The 24617-nt window shown below is 59.8% G+C and carries 20 protein-coding genes; 9 read left to right on the top strand and 11 right to left on the bottom strand.

What is annotated here, in order from left to right:
* Nucleotides 1–2: 2 nt before the first annotated feature.
* The 6 genes from rsxD to ydgT all read right to left on the bottom strand — a co-directional run bounded on the left by rsxD (nt 3) and on the right by ydgT (nt 5522).
* Nucleotides 3–1061 (bottom strand): electron transport complex subunit RsxD, encoded by a 1059-nt coding sequence (gene rsxD, locus C1N60_RS11045; protein WP_058769716.1) that lies wholly within the window; start codon nt 1059–1061, stop codon nt 3–5.
* Nucleotides 1062–3476, bottom strand: coding sequence for an electron transport complex subunit RsxC (gene rsxC, locus C1N60_RS11040; protein WP_394520847.1), 2415 nt, complete (start codon nt 3474–3476; stop codon nt 1062–1064).
* Nucleotides 3469–4047 (bottom strand): electron transport complex subunit RsxB, encoded by a 579-nt coding sequence (rsxB, locus tag C1N60_RS11035; protein WP_021506189.1) that lies wholly within the window; start codon nt 4045–4047, stop codon nt 3469–3471. Before rsxB ends, rsxC begins: the two co-directional genes overlap by 8 nt.
* A 1-nt stretch (nt 4048) precedes the next feature.
* Nucleotides 4049–4630 (bottom strand): electron transport complex subunit RsxA, encoded by a 582-nt coding sequence (gene rsxA, locus C1N60_RS11030; RefSeq protein WP_010618951.1) that lies wholly within the window; start codon nt 4628–4630, stop codon nt 4049–4051.
* 123 nt (nt 4631–4753) lie between these two features.
* Entirely contained in the window at nt 4754–5197 is a 444-nt protein-coding gene (locus C1N60_RS11025; protein WP_394520846.1) for a DUF2569 domain-containing protein, read from the bottom strand.
* 109 nt (nt 5198–5306) lie between these two features.
* Complete coding sequence (gene ydgT / locus C1N60_RS11020) at nt 5307–5522, bottom strand: transcription modulator YdgT (protein ID WP_010618950.1); 216 nt, start codon at nt 5520–5522, stop codon at nt 5307–5309.
* 674 nt (nt 5523–6196) lie between these two features.
* Here ydgT and ytfQ point away from each other — a divergent pair.
* From ytfQ to yjfF, 4 genes are read left to right on the top strand one after another with little or no spacing between them, the layout of a single operon-like run.
* A complete protein-coding gene (gene ytfQ, locus C1N60_RS11015) occupies nt 6197–7153 on the top strand; it encodes a galactofuranose ABC transporter, galactofuranose-binding protein YtfQ (RefSeq protein ID WP_021506185.1) in 957 nt (318 codons plus the stop codon).
* Nucleotides 7154–7207: 54 nt separating this feature from the next.
* Nucleotides 7208–8728 (top strand): sugar ABC transporter ATP-binding protein, encoded by a 1521-nt coding sequence (locus C1N60_RS11010; protein ID WP_394520845.1) that lies wholly within the window; start codon nt 7208–7210, stop codon nt 8726–8728.
* Nucleotides 8721–9737, top strand: coding sequence for a galactofuranose ABC transporter, ATP-binding protein YtfT (ytfT, locus tag C1N60_RS11005; RefSeq protein ID WP_058758461.1), 1017 nt, complete (start codon nt 8721–8723; stop codon nt 9735–9737). The genes C1N60_RS11010 and ytfT overlap by 8 nt, the downstream gene beginning before the upstream one ends.
* The gene (gene yjfF / locus C1N60_RS11000) at nt 9734–10720 is read left to right on the top strand and encodes a galactofuranose ABC transporter, permease protein YjfF (RefSeq protein ID WP_021506182.1); all 987 of its coding nucleotides are present in this window, start codon (nt 9734–9736) and stop codon (nt 10718–10720) included. The genes ytfT and yjfF overlap by 4 nt, the downstream gene beginning before the upstream one ends.
* Nucleotides 10721–11194: 474 nt before the next feature.
* Here the strand turns inward: yjfF and araA are convergent, their stop codons facing one another.
* Together araA and C1N60_RS10990 are read right to left on the bottom strand one after the other, a co-directional pair.
* Nucleotides 11195–12685, bottom strand: coding sequence for an L-arabinose isomerase (gene araA, locus C1N60_RS10995; protein WP_241797861.1), 1491 nt, complete (start codon nt 12683–12685; stop codon nt 11195–11197).
* An 11-nt stretch (nt 12686–12696) separates the two neighbouring features.
* Nucleotides 12697–14382: a ribulokinase gene (locus C1N60_RS10990; RefSeq protein WP_394520844.1), complete on the bottom strand. Its 1686-nt coding sequence runs from the start codon at nt 14380–14382 to the stop codon at nt 12697–12699.
* A 366-nt stretch (nt 14383–14748) separates the two neighbouring features.
* On the opposite strand from C1N60_RS10990, the gene C1N60_RS10985 reads away from it, so the two are divergent.
* From C1N60_RS10985 to C1N60_RS10965, 5 genes are all read left to right on the top strand, one after another.
* The gene (locus tag C1N60_RS10985; RefSeq protein ID WP_058780628.1) at nt 14749–15732 is read left to right on the top strand and encodes an arabinose ABC transporter substrate-binding protein; all 984 of its coding nucleotides are present in this window, start codon (nt 14749–14751) and stop codon (nt 15730–15732) included.
* Nucleotides 15733–15906: 174 nt separating this feature from the next.
* The gene (gene araG, locus C1N60_RS10980; RefSeq protein ID WP_021506178.1) at nt 15907–17427 is read left to right on the top strand and encodes an L-arabinose ABC transporter ATP-binding protein AraG; all 1521 of its coding nucleotides are present in this window, start codon (nt 15907–15909) and stop codon (nt 17425–17427) included.
* Nucleotides 17428–17444: 17 nt separating this feature from the next.
* Nucleotides 17445–18431, top strand: coding sequence for an L-arabinose ABC transporter permease AraH (araH, locus tag C1N60_RS10975; protein WP_021506177.1), 987 nt, complete (start codon nt 17445–17447; stop codon nt 18429–18431).
* Nucleotides 18432–18488: 57 nt separating this feature from the next.
* On the top strand, nt 18489–19406 hold the full coding sequence (gene araC, locus C1N60_RS10970) for an arabinose operon transcriptional regulator AraC (RefSeq protein WP_058769720.1): 918 nt from the start codon (nt 18489–18491) through the stop codon (nt 19404–19406).
* A gap of 77 nt (nt 19407–19483) precedes the next feature.
* The gene (locus C1N60_RS10965; RefSeq protein WP_394520843.1) at nt 19484–20524 is read left to right on the top strand and encodes an oxidoreductase; all 1041 of its coding nucleotides are present in this window, start codon (nt 19484–19486) and stop codon (nt 20522–20524) included.
* A gap of 62 nt (nt 20525–20586) precedes the next feature.
* On the opposite strand, the gene add is transcribed toward C1N60_RS10965, so the two are convergent.
* The 3 genes from add to malX form a co-directional block, all read right to left on the bottom strand.
* A complete protein-coding gene (gene add / locus C1N60_RS10960) occupies nt 20587–21585 on the bottom strand; it encodes an adenosine deaminase (RefSeq protein WP_127834039.1) in 999 nt (332 codons plus the stop codon).
* A gap of 118 nt (nt 21586–21703) precedes the next feature.
* A complete protein-coding gene (locus tag C1N60_RS10955) occupies nt 21704–22879 on the bottom strand; it encodes a MalY/PatB family protein (RefSeq protein WP_394520842.1) in 1176 nt (391 codons plus the stop codon).
* 2 nt (nt 22880–22881) lie between these two features.
* Entirely contained in the window at nt 22882–24468 is a 1587-nt protein-coding gene (gene malX / locus C1N60_RS10950; protein WP_031279154.1) for a maltose/glucose-specific PTS transporter subunit IIBC, read from the bottom strand.
* Nucleotides 24469–24617 lie beyond the last annotated feature (149 nt).

Genomic DNA, 24617 nt, shown 5'->3' with positions numbered 1-24617 from the left:
CATCAGTCCCTGCGATGTCCATACACGCGCGGCTGCGTGTAGTAGTCAATCAGCGGCACGCAGATGTTGGCGAGCAGCACCGCGAAGGCGACGCCATCCGGATAGCCACCGAAGCTGCGAATCAGCCACACCAGCAGGCCAATCAGCGCACCGTAAATCAGCCGGCCACGGTTGGTGGTAGACGCGGTGACCGGATCGGTGGCAATAAAGAAGGCACCGAGCATGGTCGCCCCGGAGAACAGATGCACCAGCGGCGAGTTCAGCGACTGCGGCGCGAACAGCCAGCCGAGCGTGGCGCACAGCGCCAGCGACAGCAGGAAGCTGAACGGGATATGCCAGCGGATGGCGTTCTTCGCCAGCAGCAGCATGCCGCCGAGCAGATAGCCGAGATTGACCCACTGCCAGCCGAGGCCGGCCAGTACGCCGCCGTAAATCGGCTGGGCCAGCAGCTGTTCGGCGCTGTGCCCGGCGCGCAGGCCGGTTTTAAAGGTATCCAGCGGCGTGGCCTGGCTCACGCCATCCACACCCAACTGCAACTGCTGCATGGTGTCACCGGCCAGCGTGTGGCCGGTAAAAATCATACTGAGTGAGTCCATCAGGCCAGGTTTAATGGCCTGCAGGACATCCGGCGGCAGCCAGCTGGTCATCTGCACCGGGAAGGAGATCAGCAGTACCACATAACCGACCATGGCCGGATTGAACGGATTCTGGCCGAGGCCGCCGTACAGTTGCTTGGCGATAACCACGGCAAATACGGTACCGAGCACTACCAGCCACCACGGCGCCAGCGGCGGCAGGCTGATGCCCAGCAGCAGCGCCGTCAGCAGGGCAGAGTTATCCGCCAGCGTCGGCACTACCGGCGCGTGACGCAGGCGCAGAATCGCGCCTTCGGTGATCCATGCGGTAGCGACCGCCAGCAGCACCTGAATCAGGAAGCCGATGCCGAAGAAATACCACTGTGCCGCCATGCCGGGCAGCGCGGCCAGCACCACCAGCAGCATGATGTTGCCGGTGCTGCGGCGGTTATGGGTATAAGGCGAACTTGCAATACGAAAAGCCATTTAGTCCTCAGTCGTCGAAGGCTGCTGCTGCGCTTTACGCGCTTTGGCACGGGCGACCGCTGCGGCAATCGCCGCTTTGCGTGGGTCGGCGGAGTCAGGAGAGGCAGCAGCCTCCACTTCAGGGGATGCGGCGGGCGCGTCGGCTGTCTGCTGCGCTGCGGCCGCGGCTTTCTTCGCTTTGGCACGGGCGATAGCGGCTTCGACTGCGGCTTTGCGCGGATCGACCTCAGCTGCGGGTGTTTCCGCTGCTGGCTCAGCGTCGGCCGACGTCTGCGCGGCCGCGGCTTTCTTCGCTTTGGCACGGGCGATAGCAGCTTCGACTGCGGCTTTGCGCGGATCGACCTCAGCTGCGGGCGTTTCCGCTGCCGGCTCAGCGTCGGCCGGCGTCTGCGCGGCCGCAGCTTTCTTCGCTTTGGCACGCGCAATAGCCGCTTCGACTGCGGCTTTGCGCGGATCGACCTCAGCCGCTGGCGTTTCCGCTGCCGGCTCAGCGTCGGCCGGCGTCTGCGCCGCCGCCGCTTTCTTCGCTTTGGCGCGCGCAATAGCGGCTTCGACTGCGGCTTTGCGCGGATCGACTTCAGCTGCTGGCGCTTCGGCTGCCGGCTCAGCATCGGCCGGCGTCTGCGCTGCGGCAGCTTTCTTCGCTTTGGCGCGCGCAATAGCGGCTTCAACCGCCGCTTTGCGCGGATCGCTTTCTGCGGTCGTGGTGTCAGCGGCTGGCTGTGCCGGCGCGGCTACTTTTTTCGCTTTGGCACGCGCAATGGCGGCTTCCACGGCGGCCTTGCGCGGGTCAATGGCCTGGCGGCTTAGCGGTTCGGTTTCAGCCTGCTTCTCAGCCTGCTGCGCCAGCGCCCGGGCATGGCGCGCTTCGCGTTCTGCCGCTTCCTGCTCCGGCGTCTTCGCCGGACGCGCTTTCACGCGCCCGGTTGCTGCTTCGAGCTCTGCTTTGTCGCTGCGCGCAACTCGCTGTTTGGCCTGCTCGTGGCGCGCCTCCCGCGCCAGTTTTTCCCGCTCAAGGCGTGCCTGACGCGCTTCAAAGCGTGCTTTGGCTTCGGCGGTGCGTTTGGCCTCCAGATCGATGGCGCGCAGTTCGGCTTTTTCCTGGCGGTAATACTGCACCAGCGGAATATTGCTGGGACAGACATACGCACAGGCACCGCACTCAATGCAGTCATCAATGTGATGGGCGCGCGCTTTATCATGATCGCCACCCTGGCTGTACCAGTACAGCTGCTGCGGCAGCAGTTTTGCCGGGCAGGCGTCAGCGCAGGCGCTGCAGCGGATGCAGGACTGTTCTTCCTGCGGTTGCCCCATCTCGCTGGCCGACGGTGCCAGAATACAGTTGGTGATCTTCACCACCGGCACGTTGAGGGACGGCAGGGTAAAGCCCATCAGCGGCCCGCCCATGATCACCATCTGGCGCGCGCCCGGCGTGAAACCGACCTGTTGCAACAGATGGCTTACCGGGGTACCGAGACGACCCCAGACATTACGCGGCCGGGCAATGGCCTCGCCGGTCAGCGTCACCACGCGCTCTGTAATCGGTTCGCCATTGACAATGGCGCGCTTCACCGCCCAGGCGGTGCCGACGTTCTGCATCAGCACGCCAATGTCGGTGGAGCGTCCGCCGTGCGGCACTTCCCGCCCGGTGAGAATTTTGGTCAGCTGTTTGGCGCCGCCGGAAGGGTACTTGGTTGGGATCACCCGCAGCTGCAGCTCGCGGTCACCGGCCAGCGCCTGTTTCAGCGCGGCAATCGCCTCCGGCTTATTGTCTTCAATGCCAATCAGCACGCGCTCCGCCTGCAGCACCCAGGCGAGGATGCGGCAGCCCTCCAGCACTTCCGCCGCACAATCCTGCATCAGGCGGTCGTCCGCCGTGATGTAAGGTTCGCACTCGGCGGCGTTGATGATCAGCGTGTTGACGCCGCGCAGTCCGCCACGCAGTTTGGTGGCGGTCGGGAAGCCCGCGCCGCCGAGGCCTGCAATACCGGCTTCGTGGATGCGTTTCACTACCGCGTCCCGACCCAGCGCGCGATAGTCCGGCTGCGGATCGAGCGGCATCCAGCGGTCTTCGCCATCGGCGCGCAGGAAAACGCACAGCTCGGACAGGCCGGAAGGGTGCGCCGTCATGTGTGGCGAGATGGCTTCAATGGTGCCGGAAGTGGGCGCGTGCACCGGCAGCATCCGGCCGCTGCCAAAGGTCAGCGGCTGGCCGCGCAGCACCTTATCGCCCGGCGCCACACAGATTTCGCCTTCGTGGCCGATATGCTGTTTCAACGGAATAATGAACTGTTCAGGCAGCGGGAGCTGGCTGAGCGGCGTGCCGCTGGACTGGGTTTTCATTTCCGGCGGGTGAATGCCGCCTTCGAAATCCCACAGCTTGTCTTTGCGCAGCAGCGATAACAGATTAAGCATGATGTTCTACCGGGATCACCCGTACAGGTATGGTGTCGAGATCCCACTTCCAGTTGGCCGTGGTGGTGGCAACCGGGCGCATCTCAATACAGTCGGTGGGACAGGGCGCGACGCACAGGTCGCAGCCGGTGCAGACATCGCTCAGCACGGTATGCATGGCGCGCGTCGCACCGACGATGGCGTCAACCGGACAGGCCTGAATACATTTGGTGCAGCCAATGCAGTTGGCTTCGTCAATCCACGCCACGGTGCGAACCGGCGTCAGCACCTCCGCGCCGCCGTCCAGCGGCTGCGGTTCAACGTTGAGCAGTTCGGCCAGCTTCAGCATGGTCTGTTCGCCGCCCGGCGCACATTTATTAATGGCTTCACCGTTATTGCCCACCGCATCGGCGTACGGACGGCAGCCGGGATAGCCACACTGGCCGCACTGGCTCTGCGGCAGAATCGCATCGATCTGCTCAACAATCGGGTCTTCTTCTACTTCAAAGCGGCGCGAGGCGTAGCCCAGCAGGGCACCAAACACCAGTGCCAGCGCCGCCAGAACAGCAATAGCAATCCAAATCGCGGTCATATCAGAATTTCACCAGACCGGTAAAGCCCATGAACGCCAGCGCCATCAGGCCAGCGGTGATCAGGGCAATGGAGTTTCCTTTGAACGGTGCCGGCACGTTGGCCAGCACCAGACGTTCACGCATGCCAGCGAACAGCACCATCACCAGCGAAAAGCCGAGTGACGCACTGAAGCCGTACAGCGCCGCCTGCAGGAACGTGTGGTTGAGGTTGACGCTCAGCAGCGGCACGCCCAGCACTGCGCAGTTGGTGGTGATCAGCGGCAAAAAGATACCGAGCAGGCGATACAGCGACGGGCTGGTTTTACGCACCACCATTTCGGTGAACTGCACCACTACCGCAATCACCAGGATATAGGCCATGGTACGCAGGTACACCAGATCAAGCGGCAGCAGAATCAGGTGATTCACCAGCCAGGCGCAAATCGACGCCAGCGTAATGACGAACGTGGTGGCAAGTCCCATGCCAATGGCCGTTTCCAGTTTTTTTGACACGCCCATAAAAGGGCAAAGGCCGAGGAATTTGACCAACACGAAGTTGTTCACCAGCACTGTGCCAATAAAGAGCAGTAAGTAATCGGTCATTTTTTAACCTGGGGAGCCGAAAGGCGTTTATTATCCGGAATTGAGAGGTGCATCTCAACCTTTGCGCGATTCGTGCGCTGGCTGAGAGCACTCAGAATTAAATTCCTGACGAAAAGAGCGTCATCAGGGCTGAATAAAGGTCTGTTTGACCCGCTGTGAGCGTTTGAAGTAGGGCACAAAGACTGCCGCCGAGAGCAGGGCCAGCAGCAATGTCTGGATCGCTTTCCCATCGGCCACCGGCGTAAAAGCGAAGGTTTTCAGCGCCAGCAATACGGTCATCAGCAGCCAGAGAATGTAGTGACGTGGCAGACGGCGCGAACGCTGACAAAAGATCCAGCACACCCAGATGCTGTACAGCCACACCGCGGCGGCGGTGAGTAAGGACACCAGCCACTGCGTCATTAAAATACTGGCGTGAGAAAACAGCGTGGTGCGCAGTTCCGTGTCAAACAGCGGCCGCAGATAGAGCGCCACCACCAGCGCGCTGGTCAGCATCGTCATAATCAGCCAGGCCAGCGGCAGCAGCAGCCAGCCGGCAATACGCGGCGGGTTTAGCGATTCGGACATGTTGTTCATCCTGATGTAAGAAAAAAGACGAGGCAGAGCGTACCATGTCCAAACGGGTCACGCCCGATTCGGACAGCGCACCAGGGGCAGAAACAGAGATAAGCGCGCTTTACACCACGTAGCGCCAGACGGATTTCGGCACACAGCCGAGGTCATACAGACGGCCACCTGAGGCGAGTTCAGCACGGCGGTGATCGGCGGCGCGGTACATATTAATGATCTCGTTATCATCAGTGAGCGAATAATTGAGGTGATCGTAGAGTTTTTCCAGACTCTCAAGATTATTCACTTTACGAAATTTCAGCAGGTAATCGAGCGCAGTCATGATTGCCATAAAAGATAGAGAACGGGGAAGTGCTCAAGTATAGGGAGCACGCGGCCAGAGTCCAGACACCGCGGTTAAAAAAATTCAAAATTCAGACAACGTGCGCTAATTCGCTCATCAAAAGGGACTTTTTTACGCTTTTATCTTTTTTAACGCGCATTTTCCTGCGCGTCAGGCGCGTTTTTGGCCCCGTTAACCGGGGGCTGGTGAGAAAATTTAACAGCTGCCTTAAACGGTATTCCAGACGCTATTTTTCGCACTTTTGTTGCGCTTATTTTGAAACGCAGCAGGCGCGAAAAAGCGATTTATCGGTAACGGGTGACGCACAAGGGTGCAGCTGTGATGAAACGTCAAATCGCAAGTGTGCGAATTATCACAAAACAGAACATTGCCTGCCGCCCGCATGAATAACCATTCTTTACGTGTCCGTTGTAATCGTTTCCAGTGCCTGCGGTCATAACCGCTTCTGTTTATTACAGTTATTTAACCTCCGCTGACATAAAGTTCAGGCGTTTTGTCCATAAGCTGAGTCAGCTGTCTGACACGCTGATACGCGTAACCCCTTTAATTCATTCTGTTTTGTGAGGTGTGTCGCGCTTGTTTTAGCGCAATTGCGCCAGGCTTGAAGCGCGTTTGTACCCCTACAGCACACTCCCTTCAGAGGAATGAAAATTATGTGGAAACGTTTACTCTTGACCACCATGGTCAGCGCCGCACTCAGCACATCGGTTCTGGCTGCCGACATGACGGTGGGCTTCTCGCAGGTCGGTTCTGAATCCGGCTGGCGTTCTGCCGAAACCAACGTGGCAAAAAGTGAAGCGCAAAAGCGCGGTATCACCCTGAAAATTGCCGATGGTCAGCAGAAGCAGGAGAACCAGATCAAAGCGGTGCGCTCGTTTATCGCTCAGGGCGTTGACGCCATATTCATCGCGCCAGTGGTCCAGACTGGCTGGGAACCGGTGCTGGAAGAGGCCAAAGACGCCAAAATCCCGGTGTTCCTGCTGGACCGCGCCATCGTGGTGAAAGATAAATCGCTGTACATGGCGGTGGTGACGGCCGACAACGTGCTGGAAGGCAAACTGATTGGTGACTGGCTGGTGAAAACCGTCGGTGACAAGCAGTGTAACGTGGTGGAACTGCAGGGTACCGTCGGTGCCAGCGTGGCGATCGACCGTAAGAAAGGCTTTGCCGAAGCCATCGCCGGCCACAACAACATCAAAGTGATTCGCTCGCAGTCCGGTGACTTTACCCGCAGTAAGGGTAAAGAGGTGATGGAGAGCTTCATCAAAGCCGAGAACAACGGCAAAAACATCTGCATGGTGTATGCGCATAACGACGACATGGCGATCGGCGCCATCCAGGCGATTAAAGAAGCCGGCCTGAAACCGGGCAAAGATATTCTTACCGGTTCGATTGATGGCGTGCCGGATATCTATAAAGCGATGCTGGCCGGCGAGGCCAACGCCAACGTTGAGCTGACGCCGGACATGGCTGGCCCGGCGTTTGACGCGCTGGAGAAATTCAAAAAAGACGGCACGCTGCCGCCGAAGATCATCAAAACCGAATCAAAACTGTTCTTACCGGCTGACGCTCAGGCGGAGCTGGATAAGAAAAAAGGCATGGGTTACTGATCCCCGCAACCGCCCTTCGGGGCGGTTTTTATGACGTAAGCGAGGCAGAATCTGATGAGCAGCTACGATGAAACACCCCTGCTGAGCCTCAACGGCATCAGCAAAGGCTTTCCCGGCGTCAAAGCGCTGGATAACGTGTCGTTCAGCATCCGCAAGGGCGAAATTATGGCGCTGCTGGGTGAGAACGGCGCGGGGAAATCGACCCTGATTAAAGTGCTGACCGGCGTCTACACGCGGGATGCCGGCACCATTACCCTCAACGGCGCGGTGATTGCGCCGCACAGTACCGCCGATGCGCAGCAGATGGGCATTGGCACCGTTTATCAGGAAGTGAATCTCCTGCCGAATATGTCGGTGGCGGATAACCTATACATTGGCCGCGAGCCGCGCCGCTTCGGCATGATCGATCGCAAGCGCATGGTGCGCGACGCCGATGCGCTGATGCGCAACTACGGCTTCGCGCTGGATGTGACGCGTCCGCTCGGCCATTACTCGGTGGCGATGCAGCAGATCATTGCGATCTGCCGCGCAGTCGATCTCTCCGCGCAGGTGCTGATTCTGGATGAACCAACTGCCAGCCTCGATGCCAGCGAAGTGGAGATGCTGTTTACCCTGATGGAGCAGCTGAAAGCCAAAGGTATGAGCCTGATTTTCGTCACCCACTTTCTCGACCAGGTGTACCGCATCACCGATCGCATTACCGTACTGCGCAACGGTCAGTTTATCGCCACGCGGGACACCGCCTCGCTGCCGCAGATTGAGCTGATCAAGCTTATGCTGGGGCGAGAGCTGCTGGAAACCGCACTGCAGCGCCAGGGCAGCACGTTACGCAGCAATCAGCCGGTGGTGTCGTTTGAGGATTACGGCAAGAAAGGCACCATTGAACCGTTTAGCCTGCAGGTACGGCCGGGCGAAGTGGTGGGGCTGGCCGGACTGCTCGGCTCCGGGCGCACCGAGACCGCCGAGGTGCTGTTTGGCATCCGCCGCGCCGATCGCGGTACCGCCACCATCAAAGGCAAAGTGCAGCACATCCGCACGCCGGCCAAAGCCTCGCGTCTCGGCATGGGCTTCTGCCCGGAAGATCGTAAAACTGACGGCATCATCGGCGCGGCCTCGGTGCGGGAAAACATCATTCTGGCGCTGCAGGCGCAGCGTGGCTGGCTGCGGCCGATCAAACGCCGTGAGCAGCAGGCGATAGCCGAGCGTTTTATCAAGAGTCTGGGTATTCGCACGCCGCACGCCGACCAGCCGGTGGAGCTGCTGTCGGGTGGCAACCAGCAGAAGGTGCTGCTGTCACGCTGGCTGGTGACTAAACCACAGTTTCTGATTCTGGATGAGCCGACGCGCGGTATCGACGTGGGCGCCCACGCCGAGATCATTCGGCTGATTGAATCCCTGTGCGCCGACGGACTGGCGCTGCTGGTCATCTCCTCTGAACTGGAAGAGCTGGTGGGCTATGCCGATCGCGTGCTGATTATGCGCGATCTGAAGCAGGTCGCCGAAATTCCGCTGGAGCAGCTGTCGGTGGCGTCGATCGTCAACGCCATCGCGGACGGAGGAGCACAACATGCTTGAATCGCCTATGACACACGAAAAACCGGAACGGCGGAAGCCGAAGCTGCCGCCGGGCATGCCGCAGATCGTCGCGCTGATTCTGGTGCTGCTGATCGACAGCCTGGTGGCGAATAACTTTTTTGCTATTCACATTCAGGACGGGCGGTTATTCGGCAGCCCGATTGACATTCTCAACCGCGCCGCGCCGGTGGCGCTGCTGGCGATTGGTATGACGCTGGTGATCGCCACCGGCGGGATCGATTTGTCGGTGGGCGCGGTAATGGCGATTGCCGGCGCGACGGCGGCGACGCTGACGGTGGCGGGGCATAGCCTGAGTTTTATTATTCTGGCTACGCTCGGCACCGGGCTGCTGTGCGGCCTGTGGAACGGCGTGCTGGTGGCCCTGCTGAAGATTCAGCCGTTTGTCGCCACGCTGATTCTGATGGTGGCCGGGCGCGGCATCGCGCAGCTGATCACCCAGGGACAGATCGTCACCTTTAACAGTGACAGCCTCGCGTGGTTTGGCAGCGGTTCGCTGTGGCTGCTGCCGGTACCGGTGTGGATTACCCTGCTGGTGGCCGTGGCGGTGTGGCTGCTGACGCGCAAAACCGCGCTTGGCCTGTTCATCGAAGCGGTAGGTATCAACCTGCGTGCAGCGCGCAATGCCGGGGTGACCGGCTGGCTGGTGGTGATGTCCACCTATGCCATCAGCGGCGTGTGCGCGGCAGTAGCCGGGCTGATTGTCGCCGCAGATATACGCGGTGCCGATGCCAATAATGCCGGGTTGTGGCTGGAGCTGGACGCCATTCTGGCGGTAGTGATTGGTGGCGCCTCGCTGATGGGCGGGCGTTTTAACCTGGTGCTGTCGCTGGTTGGCGCGCTGATTATCCAGTCAATGAATACCGGAATACTGCTGTCAGGTTTTCCGCCGGAGCTGAACCAGGTGGTGAAAGCGGTGGTGGTGATGTGCGTTCTGCTGCTGCAGTCGCCGCGCTTTATCGCCATGCTGAAGGGGAGACGTAAACCATGATCAAGCGTCATTTACCGTTAATGATTACCCTGCTGGTGTTTGTCGCGGGTTACCTGTTCTGCCTCAGCCAGTTTCCCGGCTTTGCCTCAACGCGGGTGATTTGCAACATCCTCACTGATAATGCGTTTCTCGGCATCATCGCCGTCGGTATGACGTTTGTGATTTTGTCCGGCGGCATCGATCTGTCCGTTGGCGCGGTGATCGCCTTCACCGGCGTGTTCCTGGCGCGCATCATCGGCGACTACCATGTTGACCCGCTGCTGGCCTTTGCCCTGATTCTGGCGGCAGGCGCACTGTTTGGTGCCATGATGGGCTGGCTGATTGATGCGTTAAAAATCCCGGCCTTTATCATCACGCTCGCCGGGATGTTTTTCCTGCGCGGCTGCAGCTATCTGGTGTCGGAGAACTCGATTCCTATCGATCATCCGCTGTATACCACGTTGTCGAGCCTGGCGTGGAAAATTCCCGGCGGCGGACGTCTCAGCCTGCTGGCGGTGATTATGCTGGTGGTGGTGGCGGGGGGCATTCTGCTGGCGCACCGTACGCGCTTCGGTAATCAGGTGTACGCCATTGGCGGCAATCTGACGTCGGCTCAGTTGATGGGCGTGTCGACGCGTGCCACCACGATTAAGATTTATATGCTGTCGACCACGCTGGCGACCCTGGCAGGCATCGTATTTTCCATTTACACCTCGGCCGGCTACGCGCTGGCCGGGCTGGGCGTCGAGCTGGATGCCATTGCTTCGGTGGTGATTGGCGGTACGCTGCTGTCGGGGGGCGTCGGTACGGTGCTGGGCACGCTGTTCGGGGTGCTGATTCAGGGGTTGATTCAGACATGGATTAACTTCGACGGCACGCTGAGTTCGTGGTGGACCAAAATCGCCATCGGTATCCTGCTGTTTGCCTTTATTGCGCTGCAGCGTCTGCTGACGGTGATGTGGGACCGCCAGCAGAACGCGCCGGTTAAGCGTTTAACGTCTTAGTCGTCATCGCATGTGTGTGTTAAAAGGTGCGCAAACTGGCGCACCTTTTTTTATGCACAGATTCGTGGATGTTGGGTGGGGTTGCTGTTTTAGCGCTAAGAGTCGTGAAAGTTTGGTGGGTTTGCTGTTAATTGGGTGCCCGGCCCCATTAAGGCCAGCCCGATCGCAAAGAAACCCCGCATCCATGCCGATCGGCCGCGCCATCCCTGGCGCGGACGCTTTGCTATTCGGGCTGGCCTTGATGGGGCAAGTGAGATTGTCATTGCTGTAGTCAGTACGACGCTTAATGGCTGATGCAAATTCGGCTCCGGTAAAAGCGCAACCAACCTGCATTAAGGAAACCAGGGCGGCCGGGGCGACAGGGCAGTATTCATGCCGGCTTTACGTAACGCCTGCCGTTGTTGACTGGACCGCACGTTTTAAGCCAAAAAAAAGCCGCGATACACTCGCGGCTTGCTTCAACATTCCAGACTATTAACGTTGCAGGCGGTAGTACGCGTCGTTCCAGCGCAGCGCATCTTTGAAGGCCGGCAGGCGCGTCTCGTCATCAATCACCAGCACTTCAATGCCGTGCAGTTCGCCGTACAGGTACATATCCTCAACGTCCAGCGCCTGGCTGAACACCGTATGGTGTGCGCCGCCCGCCAGGATCCACGCTTCAGAAGCGGTGGCCAGCGACGGCTGTGCGCGCCACAGCGCACGTGCCACCGGCAGCTTCGGCAGCGCCTGCGGCTGTTCAATGGTATCGACCACGTTGACCAGCAGACGGAAGCGGTCGCCCATGTCGATGACGCTGGCGTTCACCGCGCGACCCGCCGGCGTCGAGAAAATCAGACGCGCCGGATCGGCTTTACCGCCAATGCCGAGGAACTGCACATCAATCAGCGGCTTCTCCTCTTTGGCGATCGACGGGCACACTTCCAGCATGTGCGAGCCCAGCACCAGCTCGTTGCCCGGCGCGAAGTGGTAGGTGTAATCCTCCATAAACGAGGTGCCACCGGCGCGCGTGCCGGCCTGTACTTTCAGGATGTGCAGCAGCGCGGCGGTTTTCCAGTCGCCTTCACCGGCGAAACCGTAGCCCTGAGCCATCAGGCGCTGAACCGCCAGACCGGGCAGCTGTGTCATACCGTGCAGCGTCTGGAAATTGGTGGTAAAGGCTTTACAGCCTTCGCTATCGAGGAAGCGCTTCAGGCCCAGTTCGATGCGTGCGGCATCCAGCACATTCTGCCGCTTGTCGCCGTTTACAGACGCCGCCGCGCTGAACAGATACTGGCTCTCGTATTCGTCGACCAGCGCGTTGACATCACCGTCGCTGACGCTGTTCACCACCTCAACCAGATCGCCGACGCCCCAGCCGTTAACCGCATAGCCAAACTGAATCTGCGCTGCCACTTTATCGCCTTCGGTGACCGCCACTTCGCGCATATTGTCACCGAAGCGCGCCACTTTCAGCTGCTGGCTGGCCTGCTTCGCCAGGGCGGCATTGATCCAGCGCGCAATACGCTGCTGGCTGGTTTTATCCTGCCAGTGACCGGTCACTACGCTGTGCTGCAGACCCATGCGCGCGCCAATGAAGCCGAACTCACGGCCGCCGTGCGCGGTCTGGTTCAGGTTCATGAAGTCCATGTCCATGCTGTCCCACGGAATTTCCGCATTGAACTGGGTGTGAAACTGCAGCAGCGGCTTATGCAAAATACTCAGTCCGCCAATCCACATTTTTGCCGGCGAAAAGGTATGCAGCCAGGTAATGATACCGACGCACTGGCTGTCGTGATTGGCCTCGCGGCACAGCGCCAGCGCTTCATCCGGTGATTTTACCAGCGGCTTCAGCTCAAGCGGCACCGGCAGCGTACCGGCCTGGTTCAGGCCGTCCATCACCTGGCGCGCATGCTGCTCAACCTGGCGCAGGGTTTCCGCTCCGTAGAGATGCTGTGTACCAATCACAAACCAGACTTTCTGTTCCATTCATCGCTCCTTTACTTAGCGGATGCGGCGCGCGCGGCGTACTGCGGTTCAGCCGCCTGGCACCAGTATTGATAACGTTGATAAAGCTGCTGATAAGTCGCCACGCGCGTGCTGTCCGGCTGCAGGGTGACGGCAATCGGACTGGCCATCACCTGCTGCGCCGCCGGCACATCGGGGTAAACGCCGGCGGCAACGGCGGCAAAAATCGCCGCGCCCAGCGCGCAGCACTCATCGGAAGCAACTATGTCCAGCGGACGGTTCATCACATCGCAGCAGGCCTGCATGATGGCGGGGGATTTGCGCGCGATGCCGCCGAGCGTCAGGATGCTCTGCACCGGAATCTGCTGCTGCTCGAAGCATTCCATGATCGCGCGTGCGCCAAAGGCGGTGGCGGCAATCAGCCCACCGAAAAGCGCCGGCGCATCGGTGCCGAGGTTGAGGTCAGTAATCACGCCTTTCAGACGCTGGTTGGCGTCCGGCGTGCGGCGACCGTTGAACCAGTCCAGCACCACCGGCAGGTGATCGAGCTGCGGGTTAGCCGCCCAGGCCTCGGTCAGCTGGCGGATCAAATCCTGCTGCAGCGCGGCCAGCTGCGGCTGTAATTCAGGATGGCGCTGCGCCGCCTGCTGCAAAGGCCAGCCGAGCAGGCGACTGAACCAGGCATAGATGTCGCCGAACGCCGATTGTCCGGCTTCACAGCCGATGGCGCCCGGCATTACGCTGCCGTCGACCTGACCGCAGATACCTTTGATCGCGCGATCGCCAACCTGTTCGCTGTCGGCGATCAGGATGTCGCAGGTCGAGGTGCCGATCACTTTCACCAGCGTGTACGGCTGTGCGCCCGCGCCAACCGCGCCCATGTGGCAGTCAAAGGCGCCACCGGACAGCACCACCTGTTCTGACAGCCCGAGGCGCTGCGCCCATTCGCCCGACAGCGTGCCGACCGGCACATCGGCGGTAAAAGTATCGCTGAACAGCGGCGAATCGAGCTGTTCTACCAGCATGGGATCGAGCGCGCGAAAGAACGCCGCCGGCGGTAAACCCTGCCACTCCGGATGCCACAGTGATTTGTGCCCGGCGGCGCAGCGTCCGCGCCGCAGTTCGGCCGGTGCGGTGGTGCCGCTCAGCAGCGCGGGCACCCAGTCGCACAGCTCTACCCACGAAACCGCCGCCTCTCGCACCGCGGCATCGGCACGCGACACGTGCAAAATTTTGGCCCAGAACCATTCGGAGGAGTAAACGCCGCCGATGTAGCGGGTATAGTCGGTGAACTGGCCGCTGCGGCACAGGCGGTTGATCTCTTCGGCTTCTTCAATGGCGGTGTGATCTTTCCACAGCACAAACATGGCGTTGGGATTGCTGGCGAATTCCGGACGCAGCGCGAGGACGTTGCCGTCGCGATCGATGGGGGCCGGCGTCGAGCCGGTAGAATCGACGCCAATACCCACCACCGCGGCGCGCTGCGCCGGACTTAACGCCTGCACCACGCTGACGATCGCCTGTTCCAGCGCATCAATATAATCCTGAGGATGATGACGAAAGCGGTTGGCATGGGCATCGCAGAATTCACCCTTTGCCCAGCGCGGATAGTTGACCACCGCCTTTTCCAGCTCTTTACCGCTGTGGCACTCCACGGCCAGCGCTCGTACCGAGTCACTGCCGAAATCCAGCCCAATTGTTATGGCACCCGCGCTCATCGGGATTCTCCTGTGTGAGTTGTCTCGCTCTATCCTGGAATGGGGAGCGGGCGGCGGTTAGTCATCAGCGGCTGAGAATATGCACTTTTCTGTCATCGGCGGGGTTGTGTGATCGACAGCAAAAGTTAATGTCCGGTTAATTTTGCTGAATATATGGAGGATTTAGTCATCGTTTTGGGATGTGATACCGCTCTACATTTTTCCGCGCTTTTCCCGCTACAACTAGCCCAGCGTTTGCACAGCCTTTGTACAACCTTTGAGCTAACGCGCTGATTTTGCGCTGTACCCGAACGTGAAATCTGATTGGTAGCGTTTACACCGATTCGTTGATAACAGCGATAAAACACCATTGTGCCGGAGAGCATCATGCATAAATTAACTAAAGCACTGGCGGTCGCAGGCCTCGCCGCGCTTATGTCACAATCCGCTATCGCCGAGACCATGAAGCTCGGTTTTCTCGTCAAACAGCCGGAGGAACCCTGGTTCCAGACCGAGTGGAAATTCGCCGATAAGGCCGGCAAAGATCTCGGCTTTGAAGTGATCAAAATTGCCGTGCCGGACGGTGAAAAAACCCTGAACGCTATCGATAGCCTGGCGGCGAGCGGCGCCAAAGGCTTTGTCATCTGTACCCCGGATCCCAAGCTGGGCTCGGCCATCGTCGCCAAAGCACGCAGCTATGACCTGAAAGTGATTGCCGTGGATGACCAGTTTGTCACCGCCAAAGGCAAGCCGATGGATACCGTACCGCTGGTGATGATGGCGGCGACCAAAATCGGCGAGCGTCAGGGCCAGGAGCTGTACAAAGAGATGCAGAAACGCGGCTGGGATGTGAAGCAAACCGCCGTGATGGCGATTACCGCTAACGAACTGGATACCGCGCGCCGCCGCACCGGTGGTTCGATGGCCGCGCTGAAAGCCGCCGGCTTCCCGGAGAAGCAGATTTATCAGGTGCCGACCAAATCTAACGATATCCCGGGCGCGTTTGACGCCGGTAACTCGCTGCTGGTGCAGCATCCGGAAGTGAAGCACTGGCTGATTGTCGGCATGAACGACAACACCGTGCTGGGCGGCGTGCGCGCCACCGAAGGCCAGGGCTTCAAGGCACCGGACGTGATCGGCATCGGCATCAACGGGGTGGATGCGGTAAGCGAGCTGTCAAAAGGCGCGCCAACCGGCTTCTACGGTTCCCTGCTGCCGAGCCCGGACGTGCACGGCTATAAGAGCAGCGAAATGCTCTACAACTGGGTGACCAAAGGACAGGAGCCAGCGAAATTCACCGAAGTGACCGACGTGGTGCTGATCACCCGCGACAATTTCAAAACCGAGCTGGCGAAGAAAGGGCTGATGTAAGTCGGTTTTAAGCCGTCCTCAATGTGATGTTAATTAACAGGCAGCCGGCATAGTTCGTGCTGTAGCAAGGCGGCAAACACGTTTATCCCCGGGAGCTTACTGAGGTCAGTGACCGGGGTAAATGTGCGCTGCCAACGCCGCTACGGTGCGAAATATAGAGGCTCAGGAGTTCCCATGAACACGGATCCAGCATTTCTGTCATTTCATGGCATCAGCAAAACCTTCCCTGGCGTGAAAGCGCTGCAGGATATCTCTTTTCAGTGCCGCGCCGGTGAAGTGCACGCGCTGATGGGAGAAAATGGCGCGGGCAAATCCACGCTGCTGAAAATCCTCAGCGGCAGCTATCAGCCCAGCGGCGGCGAAATCCGCATCAAAGGCACAGCGAAAAGCTTCAGCAATACCGTTGATGCGCTGGATGCCGGCGTGGCGATCATTTACCAGGAGCTGCATCTGGTACCGGAAATGAGCGTGGCGGAGAACATCTATCTAGGCCAGCTGCCGCACAAGCGCGGGCTGGTTAACCGCAAGCTGCTGCGCTACGAAGCCGGTCTGCAGCTGAAAAATCTTGGCATGGATATCGATCCCGACATGCCGCTGAAATACCTGTCGCTCGGCCAGTGGCAGATGGTCGAAATCGCCAAAGCGCTGGCTCGCAACGCGCGCATCATCGCCTTTGATGAGCCGACCAGTTCGCTGTCGGCGCGCGAAATTGAGCATCTGTTCCGCGTGATTCGCCAGCTGCGCGAGCAGGGCCGGGTGGTGCTGTACGTGTCGCATCGCATGGAAGAAATTTTCGCGCTGAGCGATGCCATTACCGTGTTTAAGGATGGGCGCTACGTGCGCACCTTCACGGATATGGCCAATACCCACCATGACGATCTGGTGGAGGCGATGGTCGGACGCAACCTCGGAGATATCTATGGCTACGCGCCACGTGAGCTGGGCCCCGTGCGTCTGCAGCTGGACCAGGTGGAAGCGAAAGGCGTGCGGATGCCGATATCGCTGACGGTGCGCGCCGGAGAAATTGTCGGTCTGTTTGGACTGGTCGGTGCCGGCCGCAGCGAACTGATGAAAGGGCTGTTTGGTGCCACCCGGCTGCGCGCGGGCACGGTCACGCTGGACGGTAAGCAGCTCAACATCCGCGAACCGATTGATGCCATCCGCGCCGGCATCATGCTGTGCCCGGAAGATCGCAAAGCCGAAGGCATCATCCCGGTGCACTCGGTGCGCGAGAACATCAATATCAGCGCGCGCCGCCACAACCTGAGTGCCGGCTGTCTGATCAAGCCGGGCTGGGAAGCGAAAAACGCGGACCACCACATTCGCTCGCTGAACATCAAAACGCCGGGTGCGCATCAGCTGATCATGAATCTGTCCGGTGGCAACCAGCAGAAGGCAATTCTGGGCCGCTGGCTGTCGGAGGAGATGAACGTGATCCTGCTCGACGAACCGACGCGCGGCATTGATGTCGGCGCCAAACATGAAATCTATAACCTGATTTATCAGCTGGCGAACAAAGGGATCGCGGTGCTGTTTGCCTCCAGCGATCTGCCCGAAGTGATGGGACTGGCCGACCGCATCGTGGTGATGCGCGAAGGTGAGATTGCCGGTGAACTGCCCCACGACGCCGCCACGGAGCAGCTGACGCTGAGCCTGGCCATGCCGAAAACCACTCAAGCGGCCGCCGTGGCCTGAGGTAAAGGAGAGTAAAAATGGCTTCATCTACCACGTCCAATACGCCACCGGTGCAGCGCAGTGGCCTGCAGCTCGGGCGCATCTGGGACAACTTCGGCATGCTGGTGGTGTTTGCGCTGCTGTTTATCGTCTGCGCCATCTTCGTGCCTAATTTTGGCACCTTTATCAACATGAAAGGGCTGGGCCTGGCGATGTCGATGTCCGGCATGGTGGCGTGCGGCATGCTGTTCTGCCTCGCCTCCGGCGATTTCGACCTGTCGGTGGCGTCGGTGATTGCCTGCGCTGGCGTCGTCACCGCCGTGGTGATCAACATGACCGAAAGCCTGTGGATCGGCGTCGCCGCCGGCCTGCTGCTCGGTATGGCCACTGGCTTCGTTAACGGCTTCGTGATTGCGCGTCTGAAGATTAACGCGCTGATCACCACGCTGGCGACCATGCAGATTGTGCGCGGCCTGGCCTATATTTTCTCCGACGGTAAAGCGGTGGGGATTGAGGATGAGCGCTTTTTCACCCTCGGCTACGCCAACTGGCTGGGCGTGCCGGCACCGATCTGGCTGACCATCGCCACCATGATCGTGTTCGGTTTCCTGCTGAACAAAACCACCTTTGGCCGCAACACGCTGGCGATTGGTGGCAACGAGGAAGCGGCGCGGTTGGCCGGGGTGCCGGTGGTGCGCACGCGCATCATCATCTTTATCCTTTCCGGGCTGGTATCAGCGGCGGCCGGCATTATCCTGGCTTCACGCATGACCAGCGGTCAGCCGATGACCTCGCTCGGTTATGAGCTGATCGTTATCTCCGCCTGCGTGCTGGGCGGCGTGTCGCTGAAGGGCGGTATTGGCAAGATCTCCTACGTGGTCGCCGGGGTATTGATTCTGGGTACCGTCGAGAATGCGATGAATTTATTGAATATCTCGCCATTCTCACAGTATGTGGTGCGCGGTTTGATACTGTTAGCGGCGGTGATCTTTGACCGCTACAAACAAAAAAGCAGAACCGCCTGATCCCGCGGGCGCAGTCGCAACGCTGCGCCCCAACGTCACGCGAACCGGGAGATCCTTATGTACCACCGCGAAGCGCCGAGTGAACAGCAAAATCCTTTACTGCCGGGCTATCCGTTTAACGCCTGGCTGGTGGCCGGACTGACGCCGATCAACGCCGGCGATCAGCTCGATTTTTTTATCGATCGCCCGCACGGCATGAAAGGTTACATCCTCAATCTGACCATTAAGGGACAGGGACGCGTCTTTGACGGTGAGTCAGCGTTTGACTGCCAGCCGGGCGACCTGCTGCTGTTCCAGCCGAAAACGCCGCACTATTATGGCCGCGCGCCGGACAGTCCGTGCTGGCATCATCGCTGGGTCTATTTCCGTCCGCGCGCCTACTGGACCGACTGGCTGCAGTGGCAGGATCAGAACCAGGGCGTTGGCCGGCTGCGGCTGCCGGATGCGCTGCGCGCCGAATTTGACCGCCTGTTTGCCAGCATCGAACAGACGCACAACTCCGGACGTCGCTTTGCCGAGGAGCTGGCGATGAATCTGCTGGAGCGCCTGCTGCTGCGTGCGGTGGAAGAGGATCCGCGCAGCCATCAGCAAATTCGCGACCCACGCGTCATCGAAGCCTGTCAGTACGTCACCAATCATCTCGCCAGCGAGGTGAAAATCGAGGAAGTGGCGCGCCACGTCTGTCTGTCGCCGTCGCGCCTGGCGCACCTGTTCCGCGAGCAGATGGGGATCAACCTGCTGCGCTGGCGCGAAGATCAGCGGGTGATCCGCGCCAAGCTGCTGCTGCAAACCACTCAGGAACCCATCGCCTCGGTGGGGCGCGAGGTCGGCTACGACGACCAGCTCTATTTCTCGCGCGTGTTCCGCAAGCGGGTCGGCGTCAGCCCGAGCGATTTCCGTCGCCGCAGTCAGGATGCGCACGACGCGCTGGTGGCCCAGGAGAGCTGGCAACCGGCACGGAGTGCGATCTCCTGAGCTTTCAGGTGATTCCGCCTTGTTCTTACTGACTGATTCGTCTTAAATCAGTCAGGTCACGAACAAGAGGAATGAGAATGAGCGATAAACTACGTGTCGGCCTGATCGGCTACGGATTTGCCAGCAAAACCTTCCATGCGCCGCTGATCGCCGGAACGCCAGACGTTGAGCTGGCGGCGATCTCCAGCAGCGATGCCAGTAAAGTGCTCGCTGACTGGCCGTCGGTGCAGGTGGTGGCCGATCCTCAGGCATTGCTGGATGACCCGACGCTGCACCTGATTGTAATTCCTACCCCGAACGACACCCATTTCCCGCTCGCCAAAGCGGCACTCAATGCCGGCAAGCATGTGGTGGTCGATAAACCGTTTACCGTGACACTGTCACAGGCGCGCGAGCTCGATCAGCTGGCCAAAGCCAAAGGGCTGCTGTTGTCAGTGTTCCACAACCGCCGCTGGGACAGCGATTTCCTGACGCTGAAAACGCTGCTGAACGACGGCACGCTGGGCGAGGTGCGCTATCTGGAGTCGCACTTTGACCGTTTCCGTCCGGAAGTGCGTCAGCGCTGGCGCGAAATGAAAGGCCCGGGCAGCGGGATCTGGTTCGATCTTGGACCGCACGTGCTGGACCAGGCGTTGCAGCTGTTCGGACCGCCGGTGGCGATCAACGTCGACATGGCTGAACTGCGTCCCGGCGCGCAAACCACCGATTACTTCCACGCGGTGCTGACTTATCCCTCCCGGCGCGTGGTGCTGCATGCCAGCATGCTGGTGGCCGCGGAATCGGCGCGTTTTGTGGTGCACGGCACGCGCGGCAGCTACGTTAAGTACGGGCTCGATCCGCAGGAGGACCGTCTGAAAGCCGGTGAACGTCCGCCGCGTGAAGAGTGGGGCTACGACATGCGCAACGGCACGCTGACGCTGGCCGAGGGCGAAGTGATGGTGGAGAAAGAGCTGCTGACGCTGCCGGGCAACTATCCGGCCTATTATGCGGCGATCCGCGACGCCATTGCCGGTAACGGTGCCAACCCGGTTACGGCGGAAGAGGCGATTCAGGTGATGGAGCTGATTGAGCTTGGCCTGCAGTCGGCGGAGAAACGCCAGACCTTGTCACTAAAGTAAACCGGACGGCGTTATCGCCAGCCGATCAACAAGGAGCGCAATCTGCGCTCCTTTTTTATGGCTTATGCCGCCACGCGCTGGCGCAGCGCGGCTTTCTCCGCCTCGGTTAAAAAGGCGATGGCAATACCGTTTTCCTGCGCCTGGCGAATCTCGGCGGCGCTCAGGCCCGCCTGTGGCGCAGCCACCTCATATTCATGCGCCAGCTCAATGCCCTGTACCGCCGGATCGTCAGTGTTGATGGTTGCCAGAATACCGTGCTGCAGGAACGCCTTCAGCGGATGGCTGGCCAGCGAGGCTACGGTACTGGTCTGAATGTTCGACGTCAGGCAGGATTCAATGCCAATGCGCTGTTCGGCGAGGAAATCCATCAGCGCGCGGTCTTCAATCGCTTTGACACCGTGACCGATGCGCTCAGCGCCCAGCTCGCGGATCGCCTGCCAGATGCTCTCCGGTCCGGCGGCTTCACCGGCATGCACGGTGATGCGGAATCCGGCATCGCGGGCGCGGTTAAAGTGGCTGAGGAATTCGCTGCCCGGGAAGCCCAGTTCATCGCCGGCCAGATCGACGGCAGTGATGCCGTCGCGGTGCGCCAGCAGACCTTCCAGCTCGCGCAGGCAGGCTTCTTCGCCGAAGGTGCGGCTCATGATGCCAATCAGCTTCACATCAACGCCATACTGCTGTACGCCCGCGCGCACGCCATCAATTACCGCTTCCACCACGCCGGCAATCGGCAGCTGATGGTTCATCGCCATGTAGCCCGGTGAGAAGCGCAGCTCAGCGTAATGGATACCGGCCTGCGCGGCGTCAGCGACGTTTTCCAGCGCAATGCGGCGGCAGGCGTCGAGATCGCCCAGCACTTTGACGCCCCAGTCAAGCTTCTGCAGGAAGCTCACCAGGTCCGGCTGGTTGGCGGTCACCTGCACGTGCGGACGCAGCGTATCCAGCGTATCGGCGGGCAGCGCAAGATTGAACTGACGACCTAAATCAAGGATGGTCTGGGCGCGGATATTGCCATCAAGGTGGCGGTGAAGGTCGGTGAGGGGAAGTTTCGCATCAATCATGTCGCACTCGCTGAATTAACGTAAAGTGCAGACCATTATAAAAACATCTTGCGCAACCGCGCCAGTGATTTGCGCAAGGCGGATAGCGGATGCTGAATTAATCAGCATCCGCTGTGGTTCAGAACGATTGCAGTGCGGCAATCAGCCGGTCCAGCCCGTCATCCAGCTTGCTGCGCGGGCAGCCGGCGTTGAGACGCAGATAGCTGCGGCTGGCGCTGCCGTAGGTGCTGCCTGGCATAATCGCCACCTTATGCTGCTGGATCAGCCGCTGCTGCAGCGCGACGTCATCAATGGCCAGCGGCGCGGTGTCAATCCACGCCAGATAAGTGGCCTGCGGTGGTTGCCAGTTAAGCCCGGCAAACGCCGCGTTGAGCCGTTGCGCAATGTGCTGCATATTGGCGCGCAGATAATCGCGCAGCGCGTCGAGCCAGGGTGCGCCGTAACGGTAGGCGGCAATGGTGGCAGCCAGCGCCATCACCGCCGGTGACGACAGTCCATCCTGCTGCTTCAGCGCGTGAAACCACGCCTGGCGGTCGTCCGCGTCCGGGATAATACCCCAGGCGCCGGTCAGCGCCGGAATATTGAAGCTCTTCGAGGCCGAGGTAAACAGCGCCCAGCGGCCTTGTGCCACTTCGCACCATGGCGTGTGACGCGCCTCGCTCAGCACCATATCCATATGGATTTCATCGCTGATCACGCTCACGCCATGCCGTTCGCACAGTGCCGCCATCTGCTGCAGCTCTGCGCGCTGCCACACTTTGCCGGTGGGATTGTGCGGGCTGCACAGTAACATCGCCTTACAGCGCGGCCGCGCCAGCAGGCTTTCCAGCTGAGCCATGTCACAGTGCCATGTGTCGCCAGCGCGCTGCAACGGCAGTTCCAGCACCCTGCGCTGATTCCCGATGATTGTCTGGTAAAACGCATCATAGGCGGGCGTGTGAATCAGTACTTCATCCTCCGCCTGCGTCCAGTGGCGCAGCAGCTGCGCCACCATATAAATCACCGACGGGCCGTACACCAGTGACTCTGCCGCGATCTCGCTGGCAAAGCGGCTGCGCATCCAGTGCTGCAGGGCGGAGAGGAAATCCTCGTGCTGCCAGCGGCTGTAGCCCAGCACGCCGTGATTCAGCCGCTGCTGCAACGCGTCAATGATGCAGGGAGCGGTGGCGAAATCCATGTCCGAGATGGTGAAGGGCAGCAGATCTGGCACGCCAAAGCGGTCGGCGACAAAGTCCCACTGCGTGCACCAGCTGCCATGGCGATCCACTACCCGATCAAAATTAAACGCCTGCATGTTTACACCGTCGCGCTCATCAGATGGGCCATTTCATCTTTGACCGACTGCACCTGCGGGCCAATGACTACCTGCAGATTGGTCTGATTGAGGTGCACCACGCCGATGGCGCCGTTGGCTTTTAGCGCGGCATCGTCGACCTTGCTCATGTCGGCCACCGACAGGCGCAGGCGCGTCAGGCAGTTATCCAGCGAGGTGATGTTGTCAACGCCACCCAGCGCCGCGAGAATCGCTGGCGTGTTGTAGCCGGATTTGCCCACGCCGGCGCGGCTGACCTGCTGCTCAACGCGGCTGGTTTCTGCTTCGCGGCCAGGTGTTTTGATGTTGAAGCGGGTGATGGCGAAACGGAAGATGGCGTAGTAACCCACAAACCACACGGCAGCAATTACCGGCACCCAGTACCATTTGGTAGAAAGGCCGTGCAGCACGCCAAACACGAAGAAGTCGATCACGTTACCGTCGGTATTACCGATGGTCACGCCAAGCATTGCCATCACTGTGAAGCCGAGACCGGTCAGCAGCGCGTGGATCAGATACAGTACCGGTGCGACAAACAGGAACAGGAACTCGATCGGTTCAGTAGTGCCGCCAACCACGCAGGCAACCACGCCCGAAATCAGCAGGCCTTTAATTTTGTGACGGTTTTCCGGGCGCGCGCAGTGGTAAATCGCCAGCGCTGCCCCCGGCAGGCCGCCAAGGAATGCCGGCATTTTACCCTGCGACAGGAAGCGGGTAGCGCTTTCCGCGAAGCCGTGAGTTTCCGGACACGCCAGCTGCGCCTGGAAGATGGTCAGCGCGCCGCTGACGCTGTGACCACACACCTCCATGGTGCCACCGGCATCGGTGAAGCGAATAATCGCCACCAGAATATGCTGCAGGCCAAACGGCAGCAGCAGACGTTCTCCGGTGCCGAAGATCATCGGGCCGAATTCGCCCGCGCTGTTGATCATCCAGCCAAGACCGGTGATCGCGCGCGCAAAGAATGGCCAGATTAGCGGTACCACCAGCCCCAGCAGGCCCATCACCACGGTGGTGATAATCGGCACAAAGCGCGTGCCGCCGAAGAATGCCAGCGCATCCGGCAGGCGAATATTGTGAAAACGCTCGTGCAGCCAGAACACCACAATGCCGACAATCACCGCGCCGAGAATACCGGTGTCGATGGACTGAATGCCGAGAATGTTCTGCACGTTATTGGCTTTCAGCACCGCCGCATCAGTAGTCGGCAGGATCCCGTTGATGTTCAGCCAGAAGTTAACGCTGAGATTGAGCACCGCAAAGCCGACGAAGCCGGCAAACGCCGCCACGCCTTTGTTTTCCCGCGCCATGCCCAGCGGAATGGCGATGGCAAACATCACCGGCAAATAGCTAAAGGCAAAGGAGCCGATTTTCGCCATCCAGATAAACAGGTATTGCAGGAATGGCTGGTCGAGCAGCGGAATCAGCGTCAGCACATCATGGCTGCTGAGTGAACTGCCGATCCCCAGCATGATGCCGCAAAACGACAGCAGGGCCACGGGTAGCATGAAGGTTTTCCCCAGGCTCTGGAAAAATTCCCAGAGCGACATTTTGGGTTGGCTGTGAGGCATAGTCTCTCCTGGCTAAAAAGTAACAAGCGGGTAAAGTGGTGGAGGATGATAAAACGTTTTATCATGGCTTTTTGTGGTGATAATCACAAAGCGTGACGAGCATCAGGCTTTATTTTTATGCGAATCAGTGTAACGTTTTACCTCTTTGA

This window comes from Pantoea sp. SGAir0184 (genome assembly GCF_043544755.1).
Note: the sequence above shows the minus strand (reverse complement) of the source record. Positions and strands in the feature narration are given on the sequence as shown.